At 36.8% G+C, this 20939-nt stretch carries 20 protein-coding genes; 18 read left to right on the forward strand and 2 right to left on the reverse strand.

The features are described from left to right. The first annotated feature begins 16 nt into the window (after window positions 1-16). The 14 genes from aroC to AC4BC4_RS07850 all read left to right on the forward strand — a co-directional run bounded on the left by aroC (window position 17) and on the right by AC4BC4_RS07850 (window position 14208). Window positions 17-1183: a chorismate synthase gene (gene aroC / locus AC4BC4_RS07785; RefSeq protein WP_490477315.1), complete on the forward strand. Its 1167-nt coding sequence runs from the start codon at window positions 17-19 to the stop codon at window positions 1181-1183. Between the two features lie 29 nt (window positions 1184-1212). Next, the gene (locus tag AC4BC4_RS07790) at window positions 1213-2310 is read left to right on the forward strand and encodes a prephenate dehydrogenase (protein ID WP_490477316.1); all 1098 of its coding nucleotides are present in this window, start codon (window positions 1213-1215) and stop codon (window positions 2308-2310) included. Between the two features lie 162 nt (window positions 2311-2472). Next, a complete protein-coding gene (aroA, locus tag AC4BC4_RS07795) occupies window positions 2473-3744 on the forward strand; it encodes a 3-phosphoshikimate 1-carboxyvinyltransferase (protein ID WP_490477364.1) in 1272 nt (423 codons plus the stop codon). 17 nt (window positions 3745-3761) lie between these two features. After that, window positions 3762-4262, forward strand: a complete 501-nt coding sequence (locus AC4BC4_RS07800) for a shikimate kinase (RefSeq protein WP_438756025.1) — start codon at window positions 3762-3764, stop codon at window positions 4260-4262. A gap of 12 nt (window positions 4263-4274) precedes the next feature. Continuing rightward, entirely contained in the window at window positions 4275-5123 is an 849-nt protein-coding gene (pheA, locus tag AC4BC4_RS07805) for a prephenate dehydratase (RefSeq protein ID WP_438756024.1), read from the forward strand. Window positions 5124-5233: 110 nt separating this feature from the next. Next, a complete protein-coding gene (locus AC4BC4_RS07810) occupies window positions 5234-6361 on the forward strand; it encodes an LCP family protein (RefSeq protein ID WP_490477317.1) in 1128 nt (375 codons plus the stop codon). A gap of 73 nt (window positions 6362-6434) precedes the next feature. Then, window positions 6435-7283, forward strand: coding sequence for a DegV family protein (locus tag AC4BC4_RS07815; protein ID WP_490477318.1), 849 nt, complete (start codon window positions 6435-6437; stop codon window positions 7281-7283). Window positions 7284-7546: 263 nt separating this feature from the next. Then, window positions 7547-7738 carry a hypothetical protein gene (locus AC4BC4_RS07820; RefSeq protein WP_069644689.1) on the forward strand — a complete coding sequence of 64 codons (192 nt, stop codon included), beginning with the start codon at window positions 7547-7549 and terminating at the stop codon, window positions 7736-7738. A gap of 29 nt (window positions 7739-7767) precedes the next feature. Beyond that, window positions 7768-8250, forward strand: a complete 483-nt coding sequence (locus AC4BC4_RS07825; RefSeq protein ID WP_490477319.1) for a hypothetical protein — start codon at window positions 7768-7770, stop codon at window positions 8248-8250. A gap of 171 nt (window positions 8251-8421) precedes the next feature. Beyond that, the gene (locus tag AC4BC4_RS07830; protein ID WP_438756020.1) at window positions 8422-8700 is read left to right on the forward strand and encodes a hypothetical protein; all 279 of its coding nucleotides are present in this window, start codon (window positions 8422-8424) and stop codon (window positions 8698-8700) included. 19 nt (window positions 8701-8719) lie between these two features. After that, window positions 8720-10783, forward strand: coding sequence for a cation:proton antiporter (locus tag AC4BC4_RS07835; RefSeq protein WP_490477320.1), 2064 nt, complete (start codon window positions 8720-8722; stop codon window positions 10781-10783). Between the two features lie 56 nt (window positions 10784-10839). Then, complete coding sequence (locus tag AC4BC4_RS07840) at window positions 10840-12726, forward strand: ABC-F family ATP-binding cassette domain-containing protein (RefSeq protein WP_490477321.1); 1887 nt, start codon at window positions 10840-10842, stop codon at window positions 12724-12726. Window positions 12727-12738: 12 nt separating this feature from the next. Continuing rightward, window positions 12739-13686: a thymidylate synthase gene (locus AC4BC4_RS07845; RefSeq protein WP_438756017.1), complete on the forward strand. Its 948-nt coding sequence runs from the start codon at window positions 12739-12741 to the stop codon at window positions 13684-13686. 18 nt (window positions 13687-13704) lie between these two features. After that, a complete protein-coding gene (locus AC4BC4_RS07850; protein WP_490477322.1) occupies window positions 13705-14208 on the forward strand; it encodes a dihydrofolate reductase in 504 nt (167 codons plus the stop codon). Window positions 14209-14277: 69 nt separating this feature from the next. On the opposite strand, the gene lexA is transcribed toward AC4BC4_RS07850, so the two are convergent. Beyond that, the gene (lexA, locus tag AC4BC4_RS07855; RefSeq protein ID WP_438756015.1) at window positions 14278-14907 is read right to left on the reverse strand and encodes a transcriptional repressor LexA; all 630 of its coding nucleotides are present in this window, start codon (window positions 14905-14907) and stop codon (window positions 14278-14280) included. Between the two features lie 267 nt (window positions 14908-15174). Between lexA and AC4BC4_RS07860 the strand changes: the two genes are divergently transcribed. From AC4BC4_RS07860 to AC4BC4_RS07870, 3 genes are all read left to right on the forward strand, one after another. Further along, the gene (locus AC4BC4_RS07860) at window positions 15175-15417 is read left to right on the forward strand and encodes a DUF896 family protein (RefSeq protein ID WP_438756014.1); all 243 of its coding nucleotides are present in this window, start codon (window positions 15175-15177) and stop codon (window positions 15415-15417) included. Between the two features lie 98 nt (window positions 15418-15515). Continuing rightward, complete coding sequence (gene tkt / locus AC4BC4_RS07865; RefSeq protein ID WP_490477323.1) at window positions 15516-17510, forward strand: transketolase; 1995 nt, start codon at window positions 15516-15518, stop codon at window positions 17508-17510. A gap of 404 nt (window positions 17511-17914) precedes the next feature. Further along, a complete protein-coding gene (locus tag AC4BC4_RS07870) occupies window positions 17915-18769 on the forward strand; it encodes a glucosaminidase domain-containing protein (protein WP_490477324.1) in 855 nt (284 codons plus the stop codon). Between the two features lie 56 nt (window positions 18770-18825). Here the strand turns inward: AC4BC4_RS07870 and AC4BC4_RS07875 are convergent, their stop codons facing one another. Next, window positions 18826-19821 carry a 4-hydroxy-3-methylbut-2-enyl diphosphate reductase gene (locus AC4BC4_RS07875; RefSeq protein WP_490477325.1) on the reverse strand — a complete coding sequence of 332 codons (996 nt, stop codon included), beginning with the start codon at window positions 19819-19821 and terminating at the stop codon, window positions 18826-18828. A 186-nt stretch (window positions 19822-20007) separates the two neighbouring features. On the opposite strand from AC4BC4_RS07875, the gene cysK reads away from it, so the two are divergent. After that, window positions 20008-20937 (forward strand): cysteine synthase A, encoded by a 930-nt coding sequence (cysK, locus tag AC4BC4_RS07880; protein ID WP_490477326.1) that lies wholly within the window; start codon window positions 20008-20010, stop codon window positions 20935-20937. Window positions 20938-20939 lie beyond the last annotated feature (2 nt).

The following is a 20939-nucleotide window of genomic DNA, read 5'->3' on the forward strand; positions in this document are numbered from 1 at the left end:
ATTAGGAGGAAATCATATGCGTTTTATTACAGCGGGAGAATCACATGGACCAGAATTAACAGCAATTATAGAAGGTTTACCAGCGGGGATGCCATTATCTCCAGAAGATATTAATTTAGAGTTAGCTAGAAGACAAGGCGGATACGGACGCGGCGGCAGAATGTTGATTGAAAAGGATCAAGTAAGGATCACGTCTGGCATTCGTCATGGCAAAACATTAGGATCACCAGTGACGCTTGTCGTTGAAAATAAAGATTGGAAAAATTGGACTTCTGTCATGTCGATCGAAGAAGTTTCTGAGAAAGAGAAAAAAATCAGACGCGTAAATAAACCACGTCCGGGTCATGCAGACCTTGTCGGAGGGATCAAATATCAGCATGATGATCTCAGAAATGTATTAGAACGTTCATCAGCGCGTGAAACAACAATGCGCGTTGCAATTGGAGCCGTTGCTAAAAAATTACTAAAGGAATTGGCTATTGAAGTTGCAGGACACGTGGCAATATTAGGGGGTATCAAAGCTGAAATTCCAGATAACTTAACGGTTAAAGAAATTCAAGAACGCTCAGAAAATTCAGATGTGCGTGTACTTGATCCATCAGTCGAACAAGAAATTCGTGATTTAATTGATAAAACTAAGAAAAATGGAGACACGATCGGCGGTGTTGTAGAAGTCGTTGTTGGTGGTGTACCAACTGGTCTAGGAAGTTATGTTCAATGGGACCGTAAACTAGATGCAAAAATTGCCCAAGCCGTTACAAGTATCAATGCATTTAAAGGGGTTGAATTTGGGATCGGGTTTGAAATGGGCTTTAAACCAGGTAGCCAAGTCATGGACGAAATTGTTTGGGATAAAGCAACTGGCTATACCAGAACTTCCAACAATCTAGGTGGTTTTGAAGGCGGTATGACAAATGGAATGCCAATCGTTGTTAGAGGCGTTATGAAGCCAATTCCAACATTGTATAAACCATTGCAAAGTGTCAATATCGATACAAAAGAACCATATAAAGCAAGTGTAGAACGCTCTGACAGTACAGCGGTTCCAGCTGCTAGTGTAGTTTGTGAAGCGGTTGTTGCAACAGAAGTTGCTAAAGCGATGCTGGAAAAATTTGGCAGTGATGCTTTTGAACAGATGAAAGAAGAAGTTGAATCATATCGCCGTTATACTCAAACGTTTTAACGAAAACTAAAAATGGAGAGTGACACGGAATGAATCAAAAGGTTTTGATCGTCGGTCTAGGATTGATTGGCAGCTCATTAGCATTATGTATAAAAAAAGAACAGCCACTTGTAACAATTATTGGAATAGATAATCAGAAAACTTCGGAAGAATTTGCTTTAAAACGAAACATCATCGATCAAAGAGGAACTTCCATAGAAGATGCGGCGGTATTAGCGGATGTCATTTTTCTATGTACGCCAGTTAAAAGTATGCTGAATCAATTAAACGTATTAGGAAAGTTACCTCTAAAAAAAGAAGTTATCATTTCTGATGTTGGCAGCACAAAAGTAGAAATTATTGAAGCAGCTAAAAAAGCCGGCTTAAACACATTTATTGGTGGACATCCAATGGCAGGATCACATAAATCTGGTGTGACAGCAGCTGATGAAAATTTATTCGAGAATGCTTATTATATTTTAGCTTCCTCAGAAATAGAAAAACAACCTCAAATCGAAGCACTGCAAAAATTGTTACAAGGGACTCGAGCAAAATTTGTAGTGCTTACAGCACAAGAGCATGATCAAATCACAGGCATGCTCAGTCATTTACCACATATTATTGCCGCAGGCTTGGTCAATCAAAGTAAAATTTTTAATGGAAAACATCCGCGTTCTAGACAATTAGCTGCTGGCGGCTTTCGAGATATCACGCGAATTGCTTCGTCGGATCCACAGATGTGGACAGATATTTTATTAAGTAATAAAGAGGCATTATTAGAGCTGATGAGTTCATGGCAATCTGAAATGGCACAAGTATCGACTTGGATCGAAAATGGAAATAAAGAAGCTATTTTTCAATTTTTCTATGAAGCAAAAGAAACGAGAAATCAAATGCCCGTTCATAAAGAAGGAGCAATTCCGGCATTTCATGATTTATTTGTGGACGTGCCAGATGTTCCAGGTGTGATTGCCGAGGTCACAGCGTTACTTTCGAAAGCTCAGTTATCCTTAATTAATTTGAAAATTCTTGAAACGCGAGAAGATATCTATGGTATTTTACAATTAAGCTTTAAACGGCAGGAAGATTCAGAAAAAGCGAAAGAGATTATTGAAAAAGAAACGGATTACTTGTGTTATGAAAAATGATTTTTGTTGAGTTCGATATTGTGTTTTGGATGATCGGTATAGCAGGTCTATGCCTGGTTTTTACTTTGAAACATAGAACGTTTCAAAGCTAATTGCCTAATTTTCCGCAGGATCATGTGATTCGTTCGGCTTTTAAATTTTAGGAGGGATATTTTGGATTTAATGATCAATAAAATTGGTTTAAACGGAATGATTGATATTCCCAGTGATAAATCGATTTCTCATAGAAGTATTATGTTTGGTGCAATCGCAGATGGAAAAACAACGATTAAAAACTTTTTAAGAGGTGACGATTGCTTAAGTACTTTAAAAGCATTTCAGGATTTAGGCGTTGAAATCGAAGACGATGGTGAAGTCATAACGGTTCATGGAACTGGTTTTTCAGGGTTAAAAAATGCAAAAAACGCAATCGATGTTGGAAATTCAGGAACAACGATTCGATTGATCATGGGAATTTTAGCTGGAACATCGTTTACCACTGAATTATTTGGGGATCATTCGATTGCTAAACGGCCAATGAACCGAGTAATGTTGCCGATCAATCAAATGGGGGCTGTGTGTACAGGTCATGATGGAACTGAATTTCCACCTTTAACGGTGAGAGGAACAGAAACTTTACAGCCCATTCATTATCAAATGCCTGTTGCGAGTGCACAAGTAAAATCTGCGATCCTTTTTGCTGCTTTACAAGCACACGGAACATCAGTTATTTTGGAAAAAGAAAAAACACGAGATCACACAGAAGATATGATTCGTCAATTTGGTGGAGAAATTAACGTTTCAGGAAAAGAAATCAGTATCAGCGGTCCTCAAAAATTGCTAGGGCAAGAAGTCATCGTACCAGGAGATATTTCTTCAGCTGCATTTTTCCTTACAGCAGGATTGATCATTCCAGATAGCAAGATTATACTGAATAACGTTGGGTTAAATCCGACACGCACAGGGATCATCGACGTGATTCAACAAATGGGTGGAAACTTAACGATTCAAGAAACTGGAAGTACCGCAAATAAAGCTGGAACTTTAACAGTTGAAACAAGCGATTTGAAAGGAATCGAAATCAGTGGGGAAATCATTCCAAGATTGATCGATGAACTACCGATCATCGCATTGCTGGCAACTCAAGCTGAGGGGATGACGATCATTCGTGACGCTGAAGAGTTAAAAGTGAAAGAAACGAATCGAATCGATGCAGTTGCAACTGAATTAACTAAAATGGGCGCTAATATTGAACCGACTGACGACGGTCTGATCATTCATGGGAAAACACCGCTACATGCTGCACAAGTGACTAGTTATGGTGATCATCGTATTGGCATGATGCTGCAAATAGCTGCTTTATTAGTAAAAAATGGCACAGTAGAATTATATAAAGCAGAAGCAATTTCTGTTTCTTATCCAAGATTTTTTGAGGATTTAACTAAATTATATTGATAAACGGAGGAACAAAGATGAAGGGGATTATTTTAATTGGTTTTATGGGAGCTGGAAAAACAACTGTTGGAAAACTACTTTCAGAAAAGACGGATATGGAGCACATTGATTTTGATGATAAAATCGTTGAAGAAATTGGTATGACCATTCAAGAATATTTCGATTTATATGGTGAAGAAGCCTTCAGAGAAAGAGAAACGAATGTCTTAAAACGCTATCTAGATCACAATCAAGTAGTATCAACTGGCGGTGGGATCGTCATGAGACCGGAGAATCGAGAACTATTAAAACAAATGGCGCCTGTTGTGTATCTACAAACCAAACCAGAAGTTTTTATCCCACGTTTGAAACACGATTATACAACGATCAGACCTTTAGTTGTATCGAAATCTCCAGAAGAAATCAGACAAGTTTTTGAACCAAGAATTCCTTTTTATGAGGAAAGTGCCAGCTTAGTCGTTGATACGGATGAACGAACACCAGAAGAAATCGTTCACGAAATTTTAGAGAATATATAAGTAGGTGAGCCAATGAAAGTCGGATTTTTAGGTCCAGAAGCTTCTTTTACTCATAATGCAGCGAAAACGGCTTTTCCTAAGGAAGAGTTGATTTCATATCATTCGATTCCAGCTTGTATTAAAGGCGTTGAGTTTGGTGAAGTTGAATTAGGGATTGTCCCAATCGAAAATACGATCGAAGGGTCTGTCAACACGACCGTAGACTATCTATTTCACCAAACAACGATTCCTGTAGGAGCGGAAATCGTTTTACCGATCTATCAACAATTGATGGTAGCAAAAGAGAACAAAGCATCATGGCAAGATACAACAAAAATATTATCTCATCCTCAAGCTTTAGCACAATCGCAAGAATTTATACGTACCTTTTTCCCAATGGCAGATCTTGAAGCAACACCTTCTACGGCATATGCCGCAAACTTTGTCGCTCTCCATCCTGATCAAAAAATTGCAGCCATTGCACCTAGACTTTCTGCTGAGAAGTATGAGCTTGAAATTGTTGGTAAAGATATCCAAGACGTAGCAATCAATCAGACTCGTTTTTGGGTGATCGGGTCTGAAAAAGTCGAGTTACCAATTGATGCTACTGAAACAAAATTAACGATCGCATTGACAATGCCAAATAACATGCCTGGAGCTTTACATAAAGCATTATCAGCCTTTAGTTGGCGAGAAATCGATTTAAGTAAAATCGAATCAAGACCATTGAAAACAACATTGGGTGAATATTTCTTTTTAATCGATATCAATGTTCAAAAGCCACAACAATTATTAGATAACGCCATAGAAGAAATACGGTTAATGGGTGGATCGGTAAAAATATTTGGAAATTATGCGATTCATCCAATCAACGGAGTATAAAGATCTGAAAAGGTCTTTTTCTTTTTTGTTAAATTTTGTCTATCTAATAGGAATTTATAGTAAAATAGGGTATGATTATAGCTGTTGTTAATTGAAGTGAGGTGGAAATGATGAGCCGTGTAGATCGTTATAAACATATACATGATAAATCAAAACCAGTAGAAGAAAAAAATGGTTTTAATCCAAGAAAAGAAAAAAATTATACTGAAGAACCTAGAAATAGCTATTATCAAGAACAAGAACCCCTAAATGAACCACAACAAAACTCTGAACAAGCAGGTTCATTAGAAAAGCCAAAAGGTTTTTCAAAAAAAGAAAAGAAACCTAAAAAGCCAAGAAGAAAAAGACGGTTTAGTTGGCCTAAAAGAATCGCCTTGTTTTTTGTTGTGCTGATTGTTTTGGCAGTGGGTTTCTTTTTCAAAGGAAAATCATACGCTGAACATGATAATTCTTTGCCAAAAGAGGCAATAGAAACGTTTAATGGCGTAAAAAGTGCGAATGGCGCTAATAACATTTTAATTTTAGGGAGTGATACTAGAGGAGAAGATTCTGGTCGAGCAGATACCATTATGGTTTTGCAATTAGATGGTCCTTCTAAAAAACCTAAACTGATCTCATTTATGCGTGATACATTTGTTGATATTCCAGGTTATGATGAGAACAAGATCAATGCAGCCTATGCATTAGGTGGAGCGGATTTAGTTCGTCAAACATTAGCTGAAAATTTCAATATACAGACTAGATACTATGCCAAAGTAGATTTTCAATCTTTTGAAAAAATTATTGACTCGATGTTCCCTAACGGAGTTAAAATCGATGCTGAAAAAGATTTGAATTTAGATGGCGTTGACATTGCCAAAGGAAAGCAGAAAATGGACGGTCATACACTATTGCAGTATTCTCGTTTTAGAAAAGACGATGAGGGTGACTTTGGTCGCGTTCGACGTCAACAACAAGTGATGACAGCTGTTATGGGACAATTAAAAAATCCTTTAGCCTTACTTCGTACACCTGAATCTTTAGGTCGTTTGGTTGGCTATATGTCCACAGATGTTCCCACATCGTTTATGCTAAAAAATGGCCCGTCGCTACTTTTAAAAGGTGGTAGTGGTATCGAGCGCTTAACGATTCCTGTTGAAGGATCTTGGAGTAACTTAGATGTTGATTACGCCGGAAGTGTTCTTCAAATTGATTTGGATACGAATAAATCAGCTGTTCAAAGTTTTCTTGATCAATAAGTATTTTATTTAATTATGGACTGATTTATGCTATATTTATAATACTGTAAAATTAGTGAAACGAGGTTACAAAATGAAAATTGCTATTGTGACAGATAGTACAGCTTATTTACCTGAGCGCATCAAAGACGCACCTAATTTATTTGTTATTTCCATCCCTGTTATTTTAGATGGTAAAATATATAACGAAGGAATCGATATTGAAGCGGATGAATATTATAGCTTGTTGAATAATAGTAATGAATTTCCGACGACTTCTCAACCTGCGTTAGGTGAAGTTATCGAACTATATAAAGAAATTGCGGCTAAAGGATATGATACGATCATTAGTATTCATCTCTCATCTGGTATTTCCGGCTTTGTTAATACATTATTTTCATTAACAGATTCAATTGAAAATATTACGCTTTACCCTTATGACTCTAAAATTACAAGTGTACCAATGGGACATATGGTAGAAGCTGCATTAGATTTAATTAAAGAAAATGCCAGTTTAGAAGAGATATTTACCAAACTAGATATCATTCGCGACAATACATATGCGTATTTGATCGTAGAGGATTTAAACAATCTTGTGCGTGGCGGACGCTTAACCAACGGTGCCGCTTTGATTGCTGGGTTATTAAAAATCAAGCCGATTTTAACATTTGAAGAAGGTAAAATAATTTTATTCGAAAAGATTCGTTCGACGAAAAAAGCATTTGCCCGTGCAGAAAAAATAATAGGCAAACGTGACAAAGAAATCAATCGCCCCGTTAAGTTGTATGTGATCCATGCAAACAATTTAATAGTTGCAAAAGAAGAAAAAGCAAAACTTCAAGAACAATATCCAGATGCAATTATTGAAATAGGTCATTTTGGTCCTGTTATTGGGACACATTTAGGTGAAAAAGCCATTGGAATTTGTATTTCAGCCCAATAAATTTAGAGATGAAGCGAAGCTGTTTTCAGTTTAGTTTCATCTTTGTTTTTTAGCAGGCTATTCTTTTAAGTACTGTTGTTTATCTTGAACAAGTAGAGAACTACTGTCGGCTAGACACTCGTATAGTTCAATTTAGAAAAATAGTATGTTACAATAACAATCAAATCATACTTTTTTAATTGATAATCAATAAAAAATAACGATTCAATAGTCATTTTCCTTTAAAAGTAGGGTATACTTAAAGAAAAAAGGAGGGCGAGTGGATGAATTTAACTGAAGAACGATTACAAAAAGAAAAAATGAAACAAGTTCAACTACTCGCTGCATATTATCAAGTAGTGAATCGTTTACCACTTGGTGATAAGAGAGATCAGATGATTCGTGATATATTAGCTTGTAAAGATAAGATAAAAAAAATCAATCAGCAATTGACAGAATTAAATAAAAAAGAGTAACTATCTTTCAGTTATAAAAGGAGCTTATTTTGAGTATAGATTTGTTTACAGTGCTACTCGCATTTTTTGTTGTGATCATGTATATTTATTTGGGTTTAGTAAGAAAAAGTGTTCTGATTAAAAGTGTTAAAAGAAAATTTATTTATATTTTAGTGATTGGCGTTAGTTTGCTTATTTTGTTGCTTACACTTGTGAGTGAACAAACGATCGATCAAAGAATTCGTGGCGTGCTCTCAATCTTGTTAGTCTTAAGTTTTTTACTAGATTCAAAAGGACTTTCAGATGATCGGCTTATTTTAAGCCCGTTTGACAAGAACGGGGTCATGTATCAGGATATAGAAAAAATGGCTCTATTACTCAAGAAAAAAGAAATTCGATTAAATTATTTTAAAAATGGTCGACGAGGCCCGATGATGAAATTCACTATACCATTAGAAGAGTTACTCGCATTTCTTTCTGAACGATTGAATGAAGAAGCTGAAATCAGTATTTTAGTAGATGAGGACAACTAGATAGCAAATACGATCGGAAAGGGGAAATGACCATTATTTTCTCTTTTTATTACAATTTAAAGGCTATAAATTTTATTCAAAAAGTTTTTTGAGAAAAATAGTAAATTTTAGTAGGTATTTCGTTAACAGTTTGCTATAATGTGCAGAGAAATTCTGAAAGGAAGTATTGTTGTGAACAAAGAGATAGAGCAACGAATTGCTGAATTGCGCGAAAAATATAAGGAGTTACCACCTGAAAAAAAAGCGGAGTGGGAGCATCATATAAAAAAGAGAAATTTTTTAAATTATAAAAAAATTGAATTGATCAAGTCTGAGTTACTTCGTTTGGAAGCACGTCGAGCACAATTAGAGCTATGTGACAAAGAAAAAGAGCTTGGATTGATAGAGAAAAAAATTAGCTATAAAAAAGAAAAGTTATTACGATGTTTAGGAAAACAACTCAATCAATAATTATTAAGGGGGATACGAGATGGAGTTTGCTTATTTAATTATTGTATTTGCTATTGCTATAACCTTTTCCAATGTCTTCAATCGCATCGTTCCGATCATTCCTTTACCAATTGTTCAAATAATCGTAGGGATTATCATTGGATTAACGGAAATGGGTCGTGAAATTACCTTTGAGCCGGAAATGTTTTTAGTGATGATCATTGCTCCTTTATTGTTTCGTGAAGGAGAACGAAACGATATTTCAGCAACTATGAAAAATTTTAGTGTTATTTTGTTTTTAGCTTTCATTGGCGTGCTGATCACACTTGTTAGTGTGGGCTGGGCTTTACATATGGTTATTCCTGCTTTGCCGATCGCCGCTTGCTTTGCATTAGGTGCAGCTCTTGGACCTACAGACGCAGTAGCTGTAGGTTCTTTATCTGGAAAAATCCAAATACCGCCTAAAGCGATGCATATTTTAGAAGGTGAAGGCTTGATCAACGATGCTTCTGGTGTTACCGCTTTTCAATTTGCACTTGCAGCATTATTGACAGGTAGTTTTTCAGCAACGGATGCCGGAATCACGTTGATCGTTTCTAGTATAGGAGGCGCTATCGTAGGAGCTGTTTTAGTCATGATCAAGCGTCAAGTCGTAATGATTTTGGAAAAAGCTTCAGCAAGAGATGTAACTGGTTATCTCTTGCTAGAATTATTGTTGCCTTTTTTGGCGTACATGGTTGCTGAACTTTTCAATGTTTCAGGAATTATCGCGGCCGTTATCGCAGGAGTGATGCAAGCAGCAAGTTTTAAAAAGATTTCATTATTTGAAGCAGAGTTGTCAAGTGTTTCAGAAAGTACTTGGGGAACCATTACATTCACATTGAACGCATTAGTCTTTCTGTTCTTAGGAATAGAATTATCACAAGTTTTTTCTCCGATTTGGAATAGCGAGACATACTCTAATAGCTTCTTGATGCTTGTTATTTTAATTTTAAGTGTGACATTATTTGTAGCTCGTTTTTTCGCTATTTTGTTGATTTATAGTGTGAAAAATAGCTTCAAACATGTTTGGGAGTCTATGAATGAAATGCTGATTCTGACGTTCGGGGGAGTCAAAGGAACTGTCAGTTTGGCGACAATTTTTATTTTACCTATAACGTTAAATGGTCAAGAATTTCCAGAACGATCGTTATTGTTGTTTATTACAGCCTGCGTGATCTTGGTCACATTAGTAGGTGGGATCGTTGTACTGCCATTTTTAACAGAATCTGACGACGTAGAAAGTAATAATGTGCAAGGAATTACCTTACTACAGGATGTTATTGAGCGACTTAAAGTGATCAATCAGAACGATCCTCAAGTTGAGATGAACGTGGTGATTGAAAACTATCAAGATCGTGTCAAAGAATTATATACTGAACAATTACCGTCTGATCAACGACAAGAAGTTCAAGAATTAAGAGCATTGATCGTTTCGATTGAACGTGATGGTTTAGAAGAAAGTTTCCGTCAAAAAGAAATTGGGATCGAAGGGTACCGACTATATGAACGTCTGATTTCTAGAATGGAACGCTCTATCGCTAGACAATTATTATCTATTATTGGTTTTTGGTTGCTTTTCGTTCGCCAAATTATTGCGTTTTTTGTTCACCCGAATCTGTTGATTGGGAAAAAAGGGGAAGAAAATCGGCGAGAATTTAAAAAAGAAGAATTAGAAAACGTTCGACAAGTTTTTTTACAAAATACTGAAGTTATTTTGAAAAGTTTGGATAACCTAAAAGGGGTTTATGATGATGAGATCATTCAGTTCTTTATCGAAGGACGTTTGCAACTCGCCCATAGGTTGGAAGATGGCACATTCATTGATTCATTTATCATTCGTTCTCAATCCGTTTATGTTAAGGAACTTTTGATTGGCTACCAAGAAGAGCGGAAAGTCATTGATGAATATGAACTGTCTGAAATAATTACTTCTTATGAAGCAAATGAATATCGAAAAAATGTTAATCTTTTAGAATCCTATTCGATTAATGATGTTTCTGATATTATTCCATTAAAGAAATTAACAAGAGAATTAAAAAAAGAAGCGGACAGGTCAAACTAGCTTCTTTTTTTTACTTTTTTTTGTTACAATAAGCAGGATGAAAAGGGCGTGAGCATATGAATGAGTTAAAAGTAAACGAGTTGACCAAAACATATGGCGAGAAAATGTTATTTGATAACATTTCTTTCCATATTCACGATAAAGACAGAATCGGACTAATTGGTACAAACGGAACAGGAAAAACGAGTTTATTGAATATTTTAGCTGGAAAAGATAGTGGTGATGGAGATGTTACAGCGATCCAACAACCAAATGACTATCAGATAGGCTATTTGTCACAAGATCAAGAGTTTGATCCTGAATTAACGGTTGTAGAAGCTGTTTTTCAAGGAGAAACGCCTATCATTCAAGCCGTGAAAAATTATGAGTTAGCCTTACTTGCATTAGCAGAGGATGGACTTAGTGAAGTCGCTCAAAAACAATATGCCAAGGCAGAAGAGCGGATGAATAAAGAAGATGCCTGGACGGCAGATACTGATGCTAAAATCATTTTACAAAAATTAGGTATTGAAACCTTGCATAAAAAAATTGGTGAATTATCTGGAGGGCAAAAGAAACGTGTTAGCTTAGCTCAAGTATTGATTGAATCACCAGATTTATTGTTGCTGGATGAACCAACAAACCATTTAGATTACGAAGCAATCAGCTGGCTGGAAAGCTTTTTAAACGGCTATCGCGGCGCTATTTTAATGGTGACCCATGATCGTTATTTTTTAGATCGAGTAACGAATCGAATTTTTGAACTATCTTTTGGAAAATTGTATGAATATAAAGGGAACTATGAAGCATACATCATCGCTAAAGCGGAACGTGAACGCGTCGGTGTAGAGCAAGAAGAAAAAAGGAAACAACTCTACAAGCAAGAACTAGAGTGGATGCGAGCTGGCGTAAAAGCACGGGGAACAAAACAACAAGCTAGACAGGATCGCTTCCATGATCTTAAAGAAAATCTTCATCAAGTCAATCAAAAAGGTCAATTGGAAATTGATGTAGCCACACAAAGATTAGGGAAAAAAGTCTTAGAAATCAAAGATGGAAACTATCAAATCGAGCATAAAACGATTCTAAAAGATTTTGATTTGCTTATTCAGGCAAAAGACCGTATTGGGATTACCGGAAAAAATGGTGCAGGAAAATCAACATTGCTGAATATTCTTGCTGGCCGTTTAGATTTGGAAAGCGGAATATACTCAATTGGTGAAACAGTCAACTTAGCATACTACACACAACAAAATGAAGCGATGGATCAAAACCAACGCATGATTTCTTATTTGCAAGAAGCAGCCGAACAAGTGAAGCGGACAGATGGAACAAGCATTGGTGTTGCTGAATTGTTGGAACGATTTTTATTTCCTCGCTTTATGCATGGGACCGTGATCGGCAAACTTTCTGGTGGCGAAAAACGGCGCCTGTATTTATTGAAATTATTGATTGGTCAGCCAAATGTGTTATTATTGGACGAGCCAACAAATGATCTGGATATCGATACGCTAACGATTTTAGAAGATTATATCCAAACATTTAAGGGGGCTGTGATCGCTGTTTCGCATGACCGATATTTTCTTGATAAAACAATGGATAAATTACTTGTTTTTCAAGGTGCAGGTCAAATCACCACTTATTTCGGTTCAATGAGTGAATATTTAGCAGTGAATAAAGTACAGTCCAAAAAAGTAATCAAGGCTGAAATAACATCACCAAAAGAAATAGAAAAGAAAGAAAAAACCAAATTGACCTACATGGAACAAAAAGAGTGGGAAACGATCGAGACGGATATAGCACAACTTGAAGAACAGACAGCACAATTGAGTGAAGAAATGAATCATCAAGGAGATGATTTTACAAAGCTACAAGAACTTCAAACTGAGCTTTTAACAATAGAACAAAAGCTTGAAGAAAAAATGGAACGCTGGGAATATTTGAGTGAATTTGCAGAAAATTAGGAGGCAGAAACTATGGAAGAAGCATATTTATCATTGGGTCGTAAAATTTTAGAGGAAGGTCACTTCAAAGAAGATCGTACTGGTACAGGTACCAAAAGTATTTTTGGTCATCAAATGCGTTTTGATTTGTCACAAGGTTTCCCTTTATTAACGACGAAGCGAGTACCGTTCGGTTTGATTAAAAGCGAACTTTTATGGTTTTTAAATGGTGATACGAATATTCGCTATCTGCTTCAACACAATAATCATATCTGGGATGAATGGGCTTTTGAGCGTTACATCAAAAGCGAAGATTACAACGGGCCTGATATGACGGATTTTGGACGTCGCGTTCTTAGTGATGAATCATTTAAAGAAAGTTATGAAAAAGAGCACCAAAAATTCTGCGATGCTATTTTATCGGATGATGGTTTTGCAGCTAAGTATGGCGAATTAGGAAATATTTATGGCGCTCAGTGGCGTCATTGGGAGACAAAAGATGGTGGGTTTATCGATCAACTTAAAAATGTTATTGAAATGATCAAAAAAACACCAGACTCCAGACGTCTGATCGTATCTGCTTGGAATCCAGAAGATGTTCCATCAATGGCTTTACCGCCTTGTCACACAATGTTTCAATTTTATGTAAATGATGGGAAATTAAGTTGCCAGTTGTATCAGCGTAGTGGAGATGTTTTCCTTGGTGTTCCATTCAATATTGCCAGCTATGCATTATTGACTCACTTGATTGCTCATGAAACAGGTTTAGAAGTAGGAGATTTTGTCCATACTTTAGGTGATGCTCACTTATATACAAATCACATCGATCAAATGAATCAACAACTCGAAAGAGAGAGTCGATCATTTCCTACATTAAAATTGAACCAAGATAAAAAATCAGTTTTTGATTTTGAAATGGATGATATTGTAATCGAGGGATACGATCCGCATCCTGCAATCAAGGCGCCAATAGCCGTTTAATTTGAAAGGAGCTCTTTAATGTTAGCAGCCATATGGGCACAAGATGAGCAAGGGACGATCGGGAAAGAAAATCGATTACCTTGGCATTTGCCAAATGATTTGAAATTTTTTAAACAAATGACTGAAGACAACACCATCGTTATGGGACGAAAAACCTTTGAGGGGATGGGGGGGCGACCGTTACCAAATCGTCAAACGATTGTCTTAACTAGAGACAAAGCATTTCATGCAGAGGGAGTCCTTATATTCCATACGGTAGATGAGGTTCTTGATTATGCCAAAACTTTTTCAGGCATTACCTTTATTGCAGGTGGCTCAGCGGTATACGAAGATTTTTTACCTTTTTGCGATGTATTGTATCGGACAGTTATCCATCATTCATTTGAAGGTGATACGAAATTTCCTTCTGTGAATTGGGATGATTGGACACTGATCAATTTAAGCACAGAAGAACAAGACGAAAAAAATAGCTATGCCTATCAGTTTGAGACATACCAACGCAAAGTTGTTGTGGATGATTAATAAACGTGTTTGATTTAAACGAAGAACGAACAAAAAAACATACTCTCATCAGTATGTTTTTTTATTTATCTAAATATGATTGCGGTATAATCCGACAACTTTACCTAAAATACTAACGTTTTTCAAGATAATTGGGTCTAATGCATCATTTTCAGGTTGTAAACGAATATGTTCTGCCTCTTTAAAGAATCGTTTACATGTCGCTTCATCTTCGTCTGTCATCGCAATAACGATATCGCCATTTGATGCAGCGCTTTGTTTACGGACAATAACTTGATCACCGTCTAGAATACCAGCATTGATCATACTTTCACCTCTGATAGTCAGCATGAACAAAGCATTTTCTTCTGCTACTAGATCTGGTGGCAGAGGGAAAAAATCAGATGCTTCTTCTACAGCTAAGATAGGTTCACCCGCTGTAACGACACCAAGCATGGGAATGACTGTAGGCCTCACACCAATTCTTTCTAAGCCATCAGCAGTCAATTCAATCGCTCTTGGCTTAGTCGGATCACGTAAAATCAGTCCTTTTTTTTCTAAACGAGCTAGATGTCCATGAACAGTCGATGTTGAAGAGAGGTCAACTGCTTTTCCGATTTCTCTAACAGTAGGGGGATAGCCTTTTAGCTCAACTTGTTCATATATATATTTTAATACTTCGATTTGTCTTGTGTCTGTACGTTTCACCACAACCCGCACCTTCTTTCGATTTATATTTTTAGTGTACCATAGTTTTAGGTAGGAATCAAACAAGCGTTCGTGTTTTTTGAGAGGATCAAGTATCTAAAAAAATTTGATCAAAAAGAAGCATGATCAGAAATTGATTTTTCTAACATTAACTGACTTCGTTTCGTATTTTAAGTGCGAATATAGTTGTATTTTTGGTATTCATCTTATAAGATAGATATGTAAAGCAAACTTGTTTAATTATAGGTGTTATCACTTAAAATAAGGAGGTAAAGATAGATGTTATCATCAGAAAAAATGAGTCGGATTAATGAACTTGCTAAGAAAGCGAAAGAAAATGAATTGACTGAGAAAGAAAAAGAAGAGCAAAAAGTACTTCGTCAAGAGTATCTAGCTGCTTTTCGCGGTGGAATGCGTCACCATATCGAAGGAATGAAAGTGGTTGATCCTGAAGGAAATGATGTGACACCAGAGAAACTGAAAGAGATTCAAAAAGAAAAAGGATTACACGATAGAAAATAATTTTAGTTTTTTTTACTAAAAGTAATTGCTTTCATAAACGAAATACGATAAAATGTAGTTAATAAAGGTAAAAAAAACCTAAATAGGAGATGATTTTTTTGTTCGATAACACTGATCAGTTAGGCGTCAATACAATTCGTACCTTAAGTATCGAAGCAGTTCAAAAAGCAAACTCAGGACATCCTGGATTGCCAATGGGTGCAGCGCCCATGGCATACACGCTTTGGACAAAGCATTTGAAAGTAAACCCAAAAACGTCAACAAATTGGGTAGATAGAGATCGTTTCATTCTTTCTGCTGGTCACGGTTCAGCAATGCTTTATAGCTTGCTTCACTTAGCAGGTTACGGTGTAACAATGGATGATCTAAAAAGCTTCCGTCAATGGGATAGTAAAACGCCTGGGCATCCAGAAGTGCATCACACAGATGGTGTTGAAGCAACGACAGGGCCTTTAGGTCAAGGAATTGCGATGGCTGTTGGTATGGCGATGGCCGAGGCTCATACTGCCGCAACCTATAATCGAGATAGTTTTCCAGTGATTGATCATTATACCTATGCATTATGCGGTGATGGTGACTTGATGGAAGGCGTTTCTCAAGAAGCAAGTTCCATGGCTGGACATATGAAATTAGGCAAACTGATCGTGTTATATGATTCAAATGACATCTCTTTGGATGGCCCAACTTCAAAAGCGTTCACAGAAAATGTTGGTGCTCGTTATGAAGCATATGGTTGGCAGCATATCTTAGTAAAAGATGGCAATGATTTAGAAGCCATTTCTAAGGCAATCGAAGCTGCTAAAGCTGAATCAGATAAACCAACATTGATCGAAGTTAAAACGGTCATCGGTTATGGCGCTCCCAAAGAAGGAACTTCTTCTGTACATGGTGCGCCAATCGGAGCAGATGGCATTACTGCTGCTAAAGCGGTCTATGGTTGGGAATATCCAGATTTCACAGTACCAGAAGAAGTCACTGCCCGCTTTAAAGAAACAATGATAGATGAAGGTCTAAAAGCCGAAGATAAATGGAATAACATGTTTAAAAATTATACAAGAGAACATCCTGAATTAGCTGAACAGTTTAAACAAGCATTCGCAGATGAACTACCTGAAAATTGGGATAGTGAACTACCAACATACGAAGTAGGCTCAAGTGCAGCTAGTCGTGTTACAAGTAAAGAAACGATTCAAGCAATCTCTAAAACTGTACCAGGTTTCTGGGGCGGTTCTGCTGATTTATCAGCTTCTAATAACACTATGGTTGCAGTAGAAAAAGATTTTGAACCTGGTCAATATGAAGGTCGTAATATTTGGTTTGGCGTTCGTGAATTCGCTATGGCTGCAGCCTTGAATGGGATTCAATTACATGGAGGAAGCCGTGTTTATGGCGGAACATTCTTTGTATTTACAGATTATTTGCGCCCTGCATTACGTCTGGCAGCAATCCAAAATACTCCTGTAACCTATGTACTGACACATGACTCTGTAGCAGTTGGCGAAGATGGACCTACACATGAACCTGTTGAACAATTAGCAAGCATCCGTTGTATGCCAGGTGTACAAGTGATCCGTCCTGCTGATGGTAACGAAACAGTTGCCGCATGGAAAATTGCGATGACAACAAAAGATGCTCCGACTGTTTTAGTCTTAAGCCGTCAAAACTTGCCAGTAATTGAAGGAACAAAAGAAAACGCAGATGAACTTGTTCAAAAAGGTGCGTATGTGATTTCGAAACAAAAAGGTGAAAAACCCGAAGGAATATTAATTGCGACTGGTTCAGAAGTGAATCTAGCGATTGAAACTCAAAAAGCTCTATTCGAACAAGGTAAAGATGTCTCTGTTGTTTCAATGCCTAGTTTTGACTTATTCGAAAAACAAGCAGCAGCGTATAAAGAGTCTGTTTTACCTAGGGATGTAACAAAAAGAGTAGCAATCGAAGCTGCTTCGCCATTTGGCTGGGAGCGTTATGTCGGAACTGCTGGCACGACTGTAACCATCAATCACTTTGGTGCATCTGCACCTGGCGATTTAGTCTTAAAAGAATTTGGTTTTACGGTGGATAACGTTGTTTCAAAATATAATGGTTTATAGCATAGAAATGATTTAGTTAAAAAATAGTAGGAAACTCATACCATGTGAGTTTCCTACTATTTTTTTATTTTACTTAAATTTTACTTCGCGCTAAGTTATACGAAAGTTTTTCCATAATTTTCAAACCTACTTTTTTGTAATATAGGTGTAATAAATGTAATTTAATTTTCATTTATCAAAAAAAACAATAAACAGAGAACAAAGGTATTTATAGTAATAAACGTGTTCGAATAATAGACACTTTGTAAACCGAATGAAACAAAAAAAGAAGTGAATAATAAAACAAAAATTTCACTCGGATTACGCTCGCTTTAAAACTTCAAATTTCAAGAGTAAATAATTGTTTATAAAAATATCACCAAGTAGAATGGTAATATGATGTTCTATTGAGGAGGAACAAATGAATGAACGAAATCAAAACAAGAAGTAGTAGACACCAGAAAAAAGAATATAAAATGAACCGAAGAAAAGTTGCGTCTGTGATAGGAACTTCATTAGTATTTCTTCCAATCGCAGGGAATTTATTACCTCTAAGTGTAAAAGCTACAGAAGTTGAAGCACAAGGGGAAGTCTCACAACAAGCATTTATTGATTCGATTGGTTATTCTGCATCATCAGTCGCTGACGCTAATAATCTCTATGCATCAGTTATGATCGCTCAAGCATTGTTAGAAAGTAGTTATGGTACTTCAGGTTTAGCAGCAGCTCCTAATTATAATTTATTTGGTGTAAAGGGAAGCTATGGCGGACAAACAGTTTATATGCCTACATCAGAATATTTAAATGGCGAATGGGTAACATTGAATGAACCATTTAGAAGCTATCCATCGTATGCAGAATCGTTTCAAGATCATGCTAACGTACTTAAAACAACAATGGCTAGCGGAGATTACCACTACTCAGGCGTTTGGAAAAGTAACACGACTAGCTATGCGGATGCAACAGCGGCTTTAGCTGGACGCTATGCAACAGATCCCAATTATGCTAGCAAGTTGAACTGGTTGATTTCAGCATACGGCTTGACTGCTTATGATAGTGGAAATACTGCGCCAACTGTAGTCACTGAAAGTTCAGTAACGGATCAATCTGCTATCGGACAAAGTAGCGCCACAATTGCTGGGCAAACATATACGGTAGCTTCTGGAGATACGCTTTGGGGTATTTCTGAAAAATTCGGACTCACTGTTGATCAACTAATGGCTTCAAATGGTATAACTGCTGAGTTGATAACTGTAGGTCAAGTATTACAAATTGCATAAAGAAAAGCTGCCAATCAACTGTCACGTAAAATGACCGTTCATTGGCAGCTTTAATTTTATCGTTTTCCAGCTCGCAGCTCTTCTAAACGTCGCATACGATTTTTACTCAAATCCTTCATTCTCGGTCTAGGTAGAATCGCTTCGGAGGTTGTGGATGACCTTTTTTTATAGGTTGCAGGGTCTTTAATATCAAACTTTTCTAAATAGTCGATTACTTCTCGCACAATTGGGGTTGGAGTCGAAGCACCAGCCGTTACGCCTACTTGTTCGACACCGGCTAGCCATTTTACGTCAATTTGTGAAACATCTGAAATTCTATGAGCTAAAACTCCAGCTTGTTCGATAGACACTTGTGCTAAGCGATTAGTATTATTGCTTTTAGGATCACCAACTACAATCATCAAATCGCATCCTTGAGCTTGTTCAACAACTGCCTCTTGTCGTACTTGAGTTGCTTTGCAAATGTCTTTATGAATAAGTACTTGAGGATATTTTTCCTTGATTGAATCCATTAAATCACGAACATCCCATTGACTCATCGTTGTTTGATTGGTTACGAAAATATTTTCAGTGATCAGATGCAACTTATCGATATCAGTAAGATTAGCAACTAAATGAACGTGCTCAGGAGAAACACCCAGTGCGCTTTCAGATTCAGGATGATTTTTTTTTCCAATATAAATGATTTCGTAACCTTCAGCAACTTTTTCATCAATCAATTCATGCGTAATCATCACATCAGGACAAGTAGCATCGATAACAGTCAATCCTTTTTCGACCGCTAGTTCTTTTACTTTAGGTGAAGTTCCGTGCGCTGTGAAAATAACAGTTCCGTGATCGATTTTGGATAATATGTCTTCACGAGTATCACCGTCCAATGTATGGATTCCAATACTTTCAAAAGCATCTGTTACATGTTTATTATGAACGATCATTCCTAAAATATAGATTGGACGTGGCAAATTTTCATCAAGCGATGCATTTTTTGCGATGATCATTGCGTCAACAACACCATAACAATAACCCCGCGGACTAATATTTTTAATTTTCATCAAAGTAACTCCTATTGACTAATTTTTATGCTCCTATTTACTATACTATATTTTTGTTAAATTTGTTTAAAGAGTATTTATCTACGGATCAATAATAGCAAAATGATAGCCAGATAAACAGATATAAGCTATTATAAACACAAGAACCTTTATTGCTTATACGAATATTGAATGGAGGAATGGATCATGACTCAAATTTTTAATTCAGTTACCGAATTAATAGGTAAAACACCTATTGTTAGGCTAGGACATATTGTACCAGATGGAGCTGCTGATGTTTTTGTGAAACTTGAATTTTTTAATCCAGGTGGAAGCATTAAAGATCGAATTGCCTTAAGTATGGTTGAAAAAGCTGAAAAAAATGGGTTACTCAAAGCTGGAGATACAATTGTTGAACCTACTAGTGGAAATACTGGGATTGGTTTAGCGATGGTTGGTGCGGCTAAAGGGTACAAAGTTGTTATTGTCATGCCAGATACAATGAGTATCGAACGTAGAAAATTAATGCAGGCATACGGAGCTGAACTTCTATTAACACCTGGTGCTGAGGGAATGAAAGGGGCAATTGCTAAAGCCTCTGAACTATCGGAAAAAGATGGGTATTTCATGCCTATGCAGTTTGATAATCCAGCAAATCCAGAAGCACATGAAAAAACAACAGGAAAAGAAATCCAGGATGTTTTTGGTGCTGGCGGATTAGATGCTTTTGTTTCTGGGGTCGGAACGGGCGGAACTATAACTGGTGTCGGAAAAGAATTAAAACGAGTTTATCCAAACATTTCAATCGTTGCAGTTGAACCAACAGAGTCACCAGTATTAGAAGGCGGATCACCAAGTCCTCATAAGATTCAAGGAATCGGGGCTGGTTTTATTCCTAAGGTTTTAAACACAGAGATCTATGAAAAAATCATCGCTGTATCTAGTGAAGATGCTATGGAAACAGCTCGACAATTAGCTATTAAAGAAGGGCTATTAGTCGGAATATCTGCTGGAGCTGCAGTTGAAGCTGCCATTCAAGTAGCAAAAGAATTGGGTGTTGGGAAGAAAGTCTTGACTGTTATTCCAGATAATGGTGAACGGTATCTTTCAACAGCATTGTATAGTTTTTCTGTATAACT

The sequence above is a fragment of the Enterococcus sp. AMC1086 genome, assembly GCF_058216575.1.

Excerpts from the sequence above, each read along its gene's own strand:
- AC4BC4_RS07875 (WP_490477325.1), bottom strand. The coding sequence starts at position 19,821 with ATGAAAATTAAAAATATTAGTCCGCGGGGTTATTGTTATGGTGTTGTT.
- aroC (WP_490477315.1), top strand. The coding sequence starts at position 17 with ATGCGTTTTATTACAGCGGGAGAATCACATGGACCAGAATTAACAGCA.
- aroA (WP_490477364.1), top strand. The coding sequence starts at position 2,473 with ATGATCAATAAAATTGGTTTAAACGGAATGATTGATATTCCCAGTGAT.
- AC4BC4_RS07870 (WP_490477324.1), top strand. The coding sequence starts at position 17,915 with ATGAACGAAATCAAAACAAGAAGTAGTAGACACCAGAAAAAAGAATAT.
- cysK (WP_490477326.1), top strand. The coding sequence starts at position 20,008 with ATGACTCAAATTTTTAATTCAGTTACCGAATTAATAGGTAAAACACCT.
- AC4BC4_RS07840 (WP_490477321.1), top strand. The coding sequence starts at position 10,840 with ATGAATGAGTTAAAAGTAAACGAGTTGACCAAAACATATGGCGAGAAA.
- AC4BC4_RS07820 (WP_069644689.1), top strand. The coding sequence starts at position 7,547 with ATGAATTTAACTGAAGAACGATTACAAAAAGAAAAAATGAAACAAGTT.
- AC4BC4_RS07860 (WP_438756014.1), top strand. The coding sequence starts at position 15,175 with ATGTTATCATCAGAAAAAATGAGTCGGATTAATGAACTTGCTAAGAAA.
- AC4BC4_RS07800 (WP_438756025.1), top strand. The coding sequence starts at position 3,762 with ATGAAGGGGATTATTTTAATTGGTTTTATGGGAGCTGGAAAAACAACT.
- AC4BC4_RS07845 (WP_438756017.1), top strand. The coding sequence starts at position 12,739 with ATGGAAGAAGCATATTTATCATTGGGTCGTAAAATTTTAGAGGAAGGT.
- AC4BC4_RS07810 (WP_490477317.1), top strand. The coding sequence starts at position 5,234 with ATGAGCCGTGTAGATCGTTATAAACATATACATGATAAATCAAAACCA.
- AC4BC4_RS07815 (WP_490477318.1), top strand. The coding sequence starts at position 6,435 with ATGAAAATTGCTATTGTGACAGATAGTACAGCTTATTTACCTGAGCGC.
- AC4BC4_RS07850 (WP_490477322.1), top strand. The coding sequence starts at position 13,705 with ATGTTAGCAGCCATATGGGCACAAGATGAGCAAGGGACGATCGGGAAA.
- AC4BC4_RS07790 (WP_490477316.1), top strand. The coding sequence starts at position 1,213 with ATGAATCAAAAGGTTTTGATCGTCGGTCTAGGATTGATTGGCAGCTCA.
- AC4BC4_RS07835 (WP_490477320.1), top strand. The coding sequence starts at position 8,720 with ATGGAGTTTGCTTATTTAATTATTGTATTTGCTATTGCTATAACCTTT.
- pheA (WP_438756024.1), top strand. The coding sequence starts at position 4,275 with ATGAAAGTCGGATTTTTAGGTCCAGAAGCTTCTTTTACTCATAATGCA.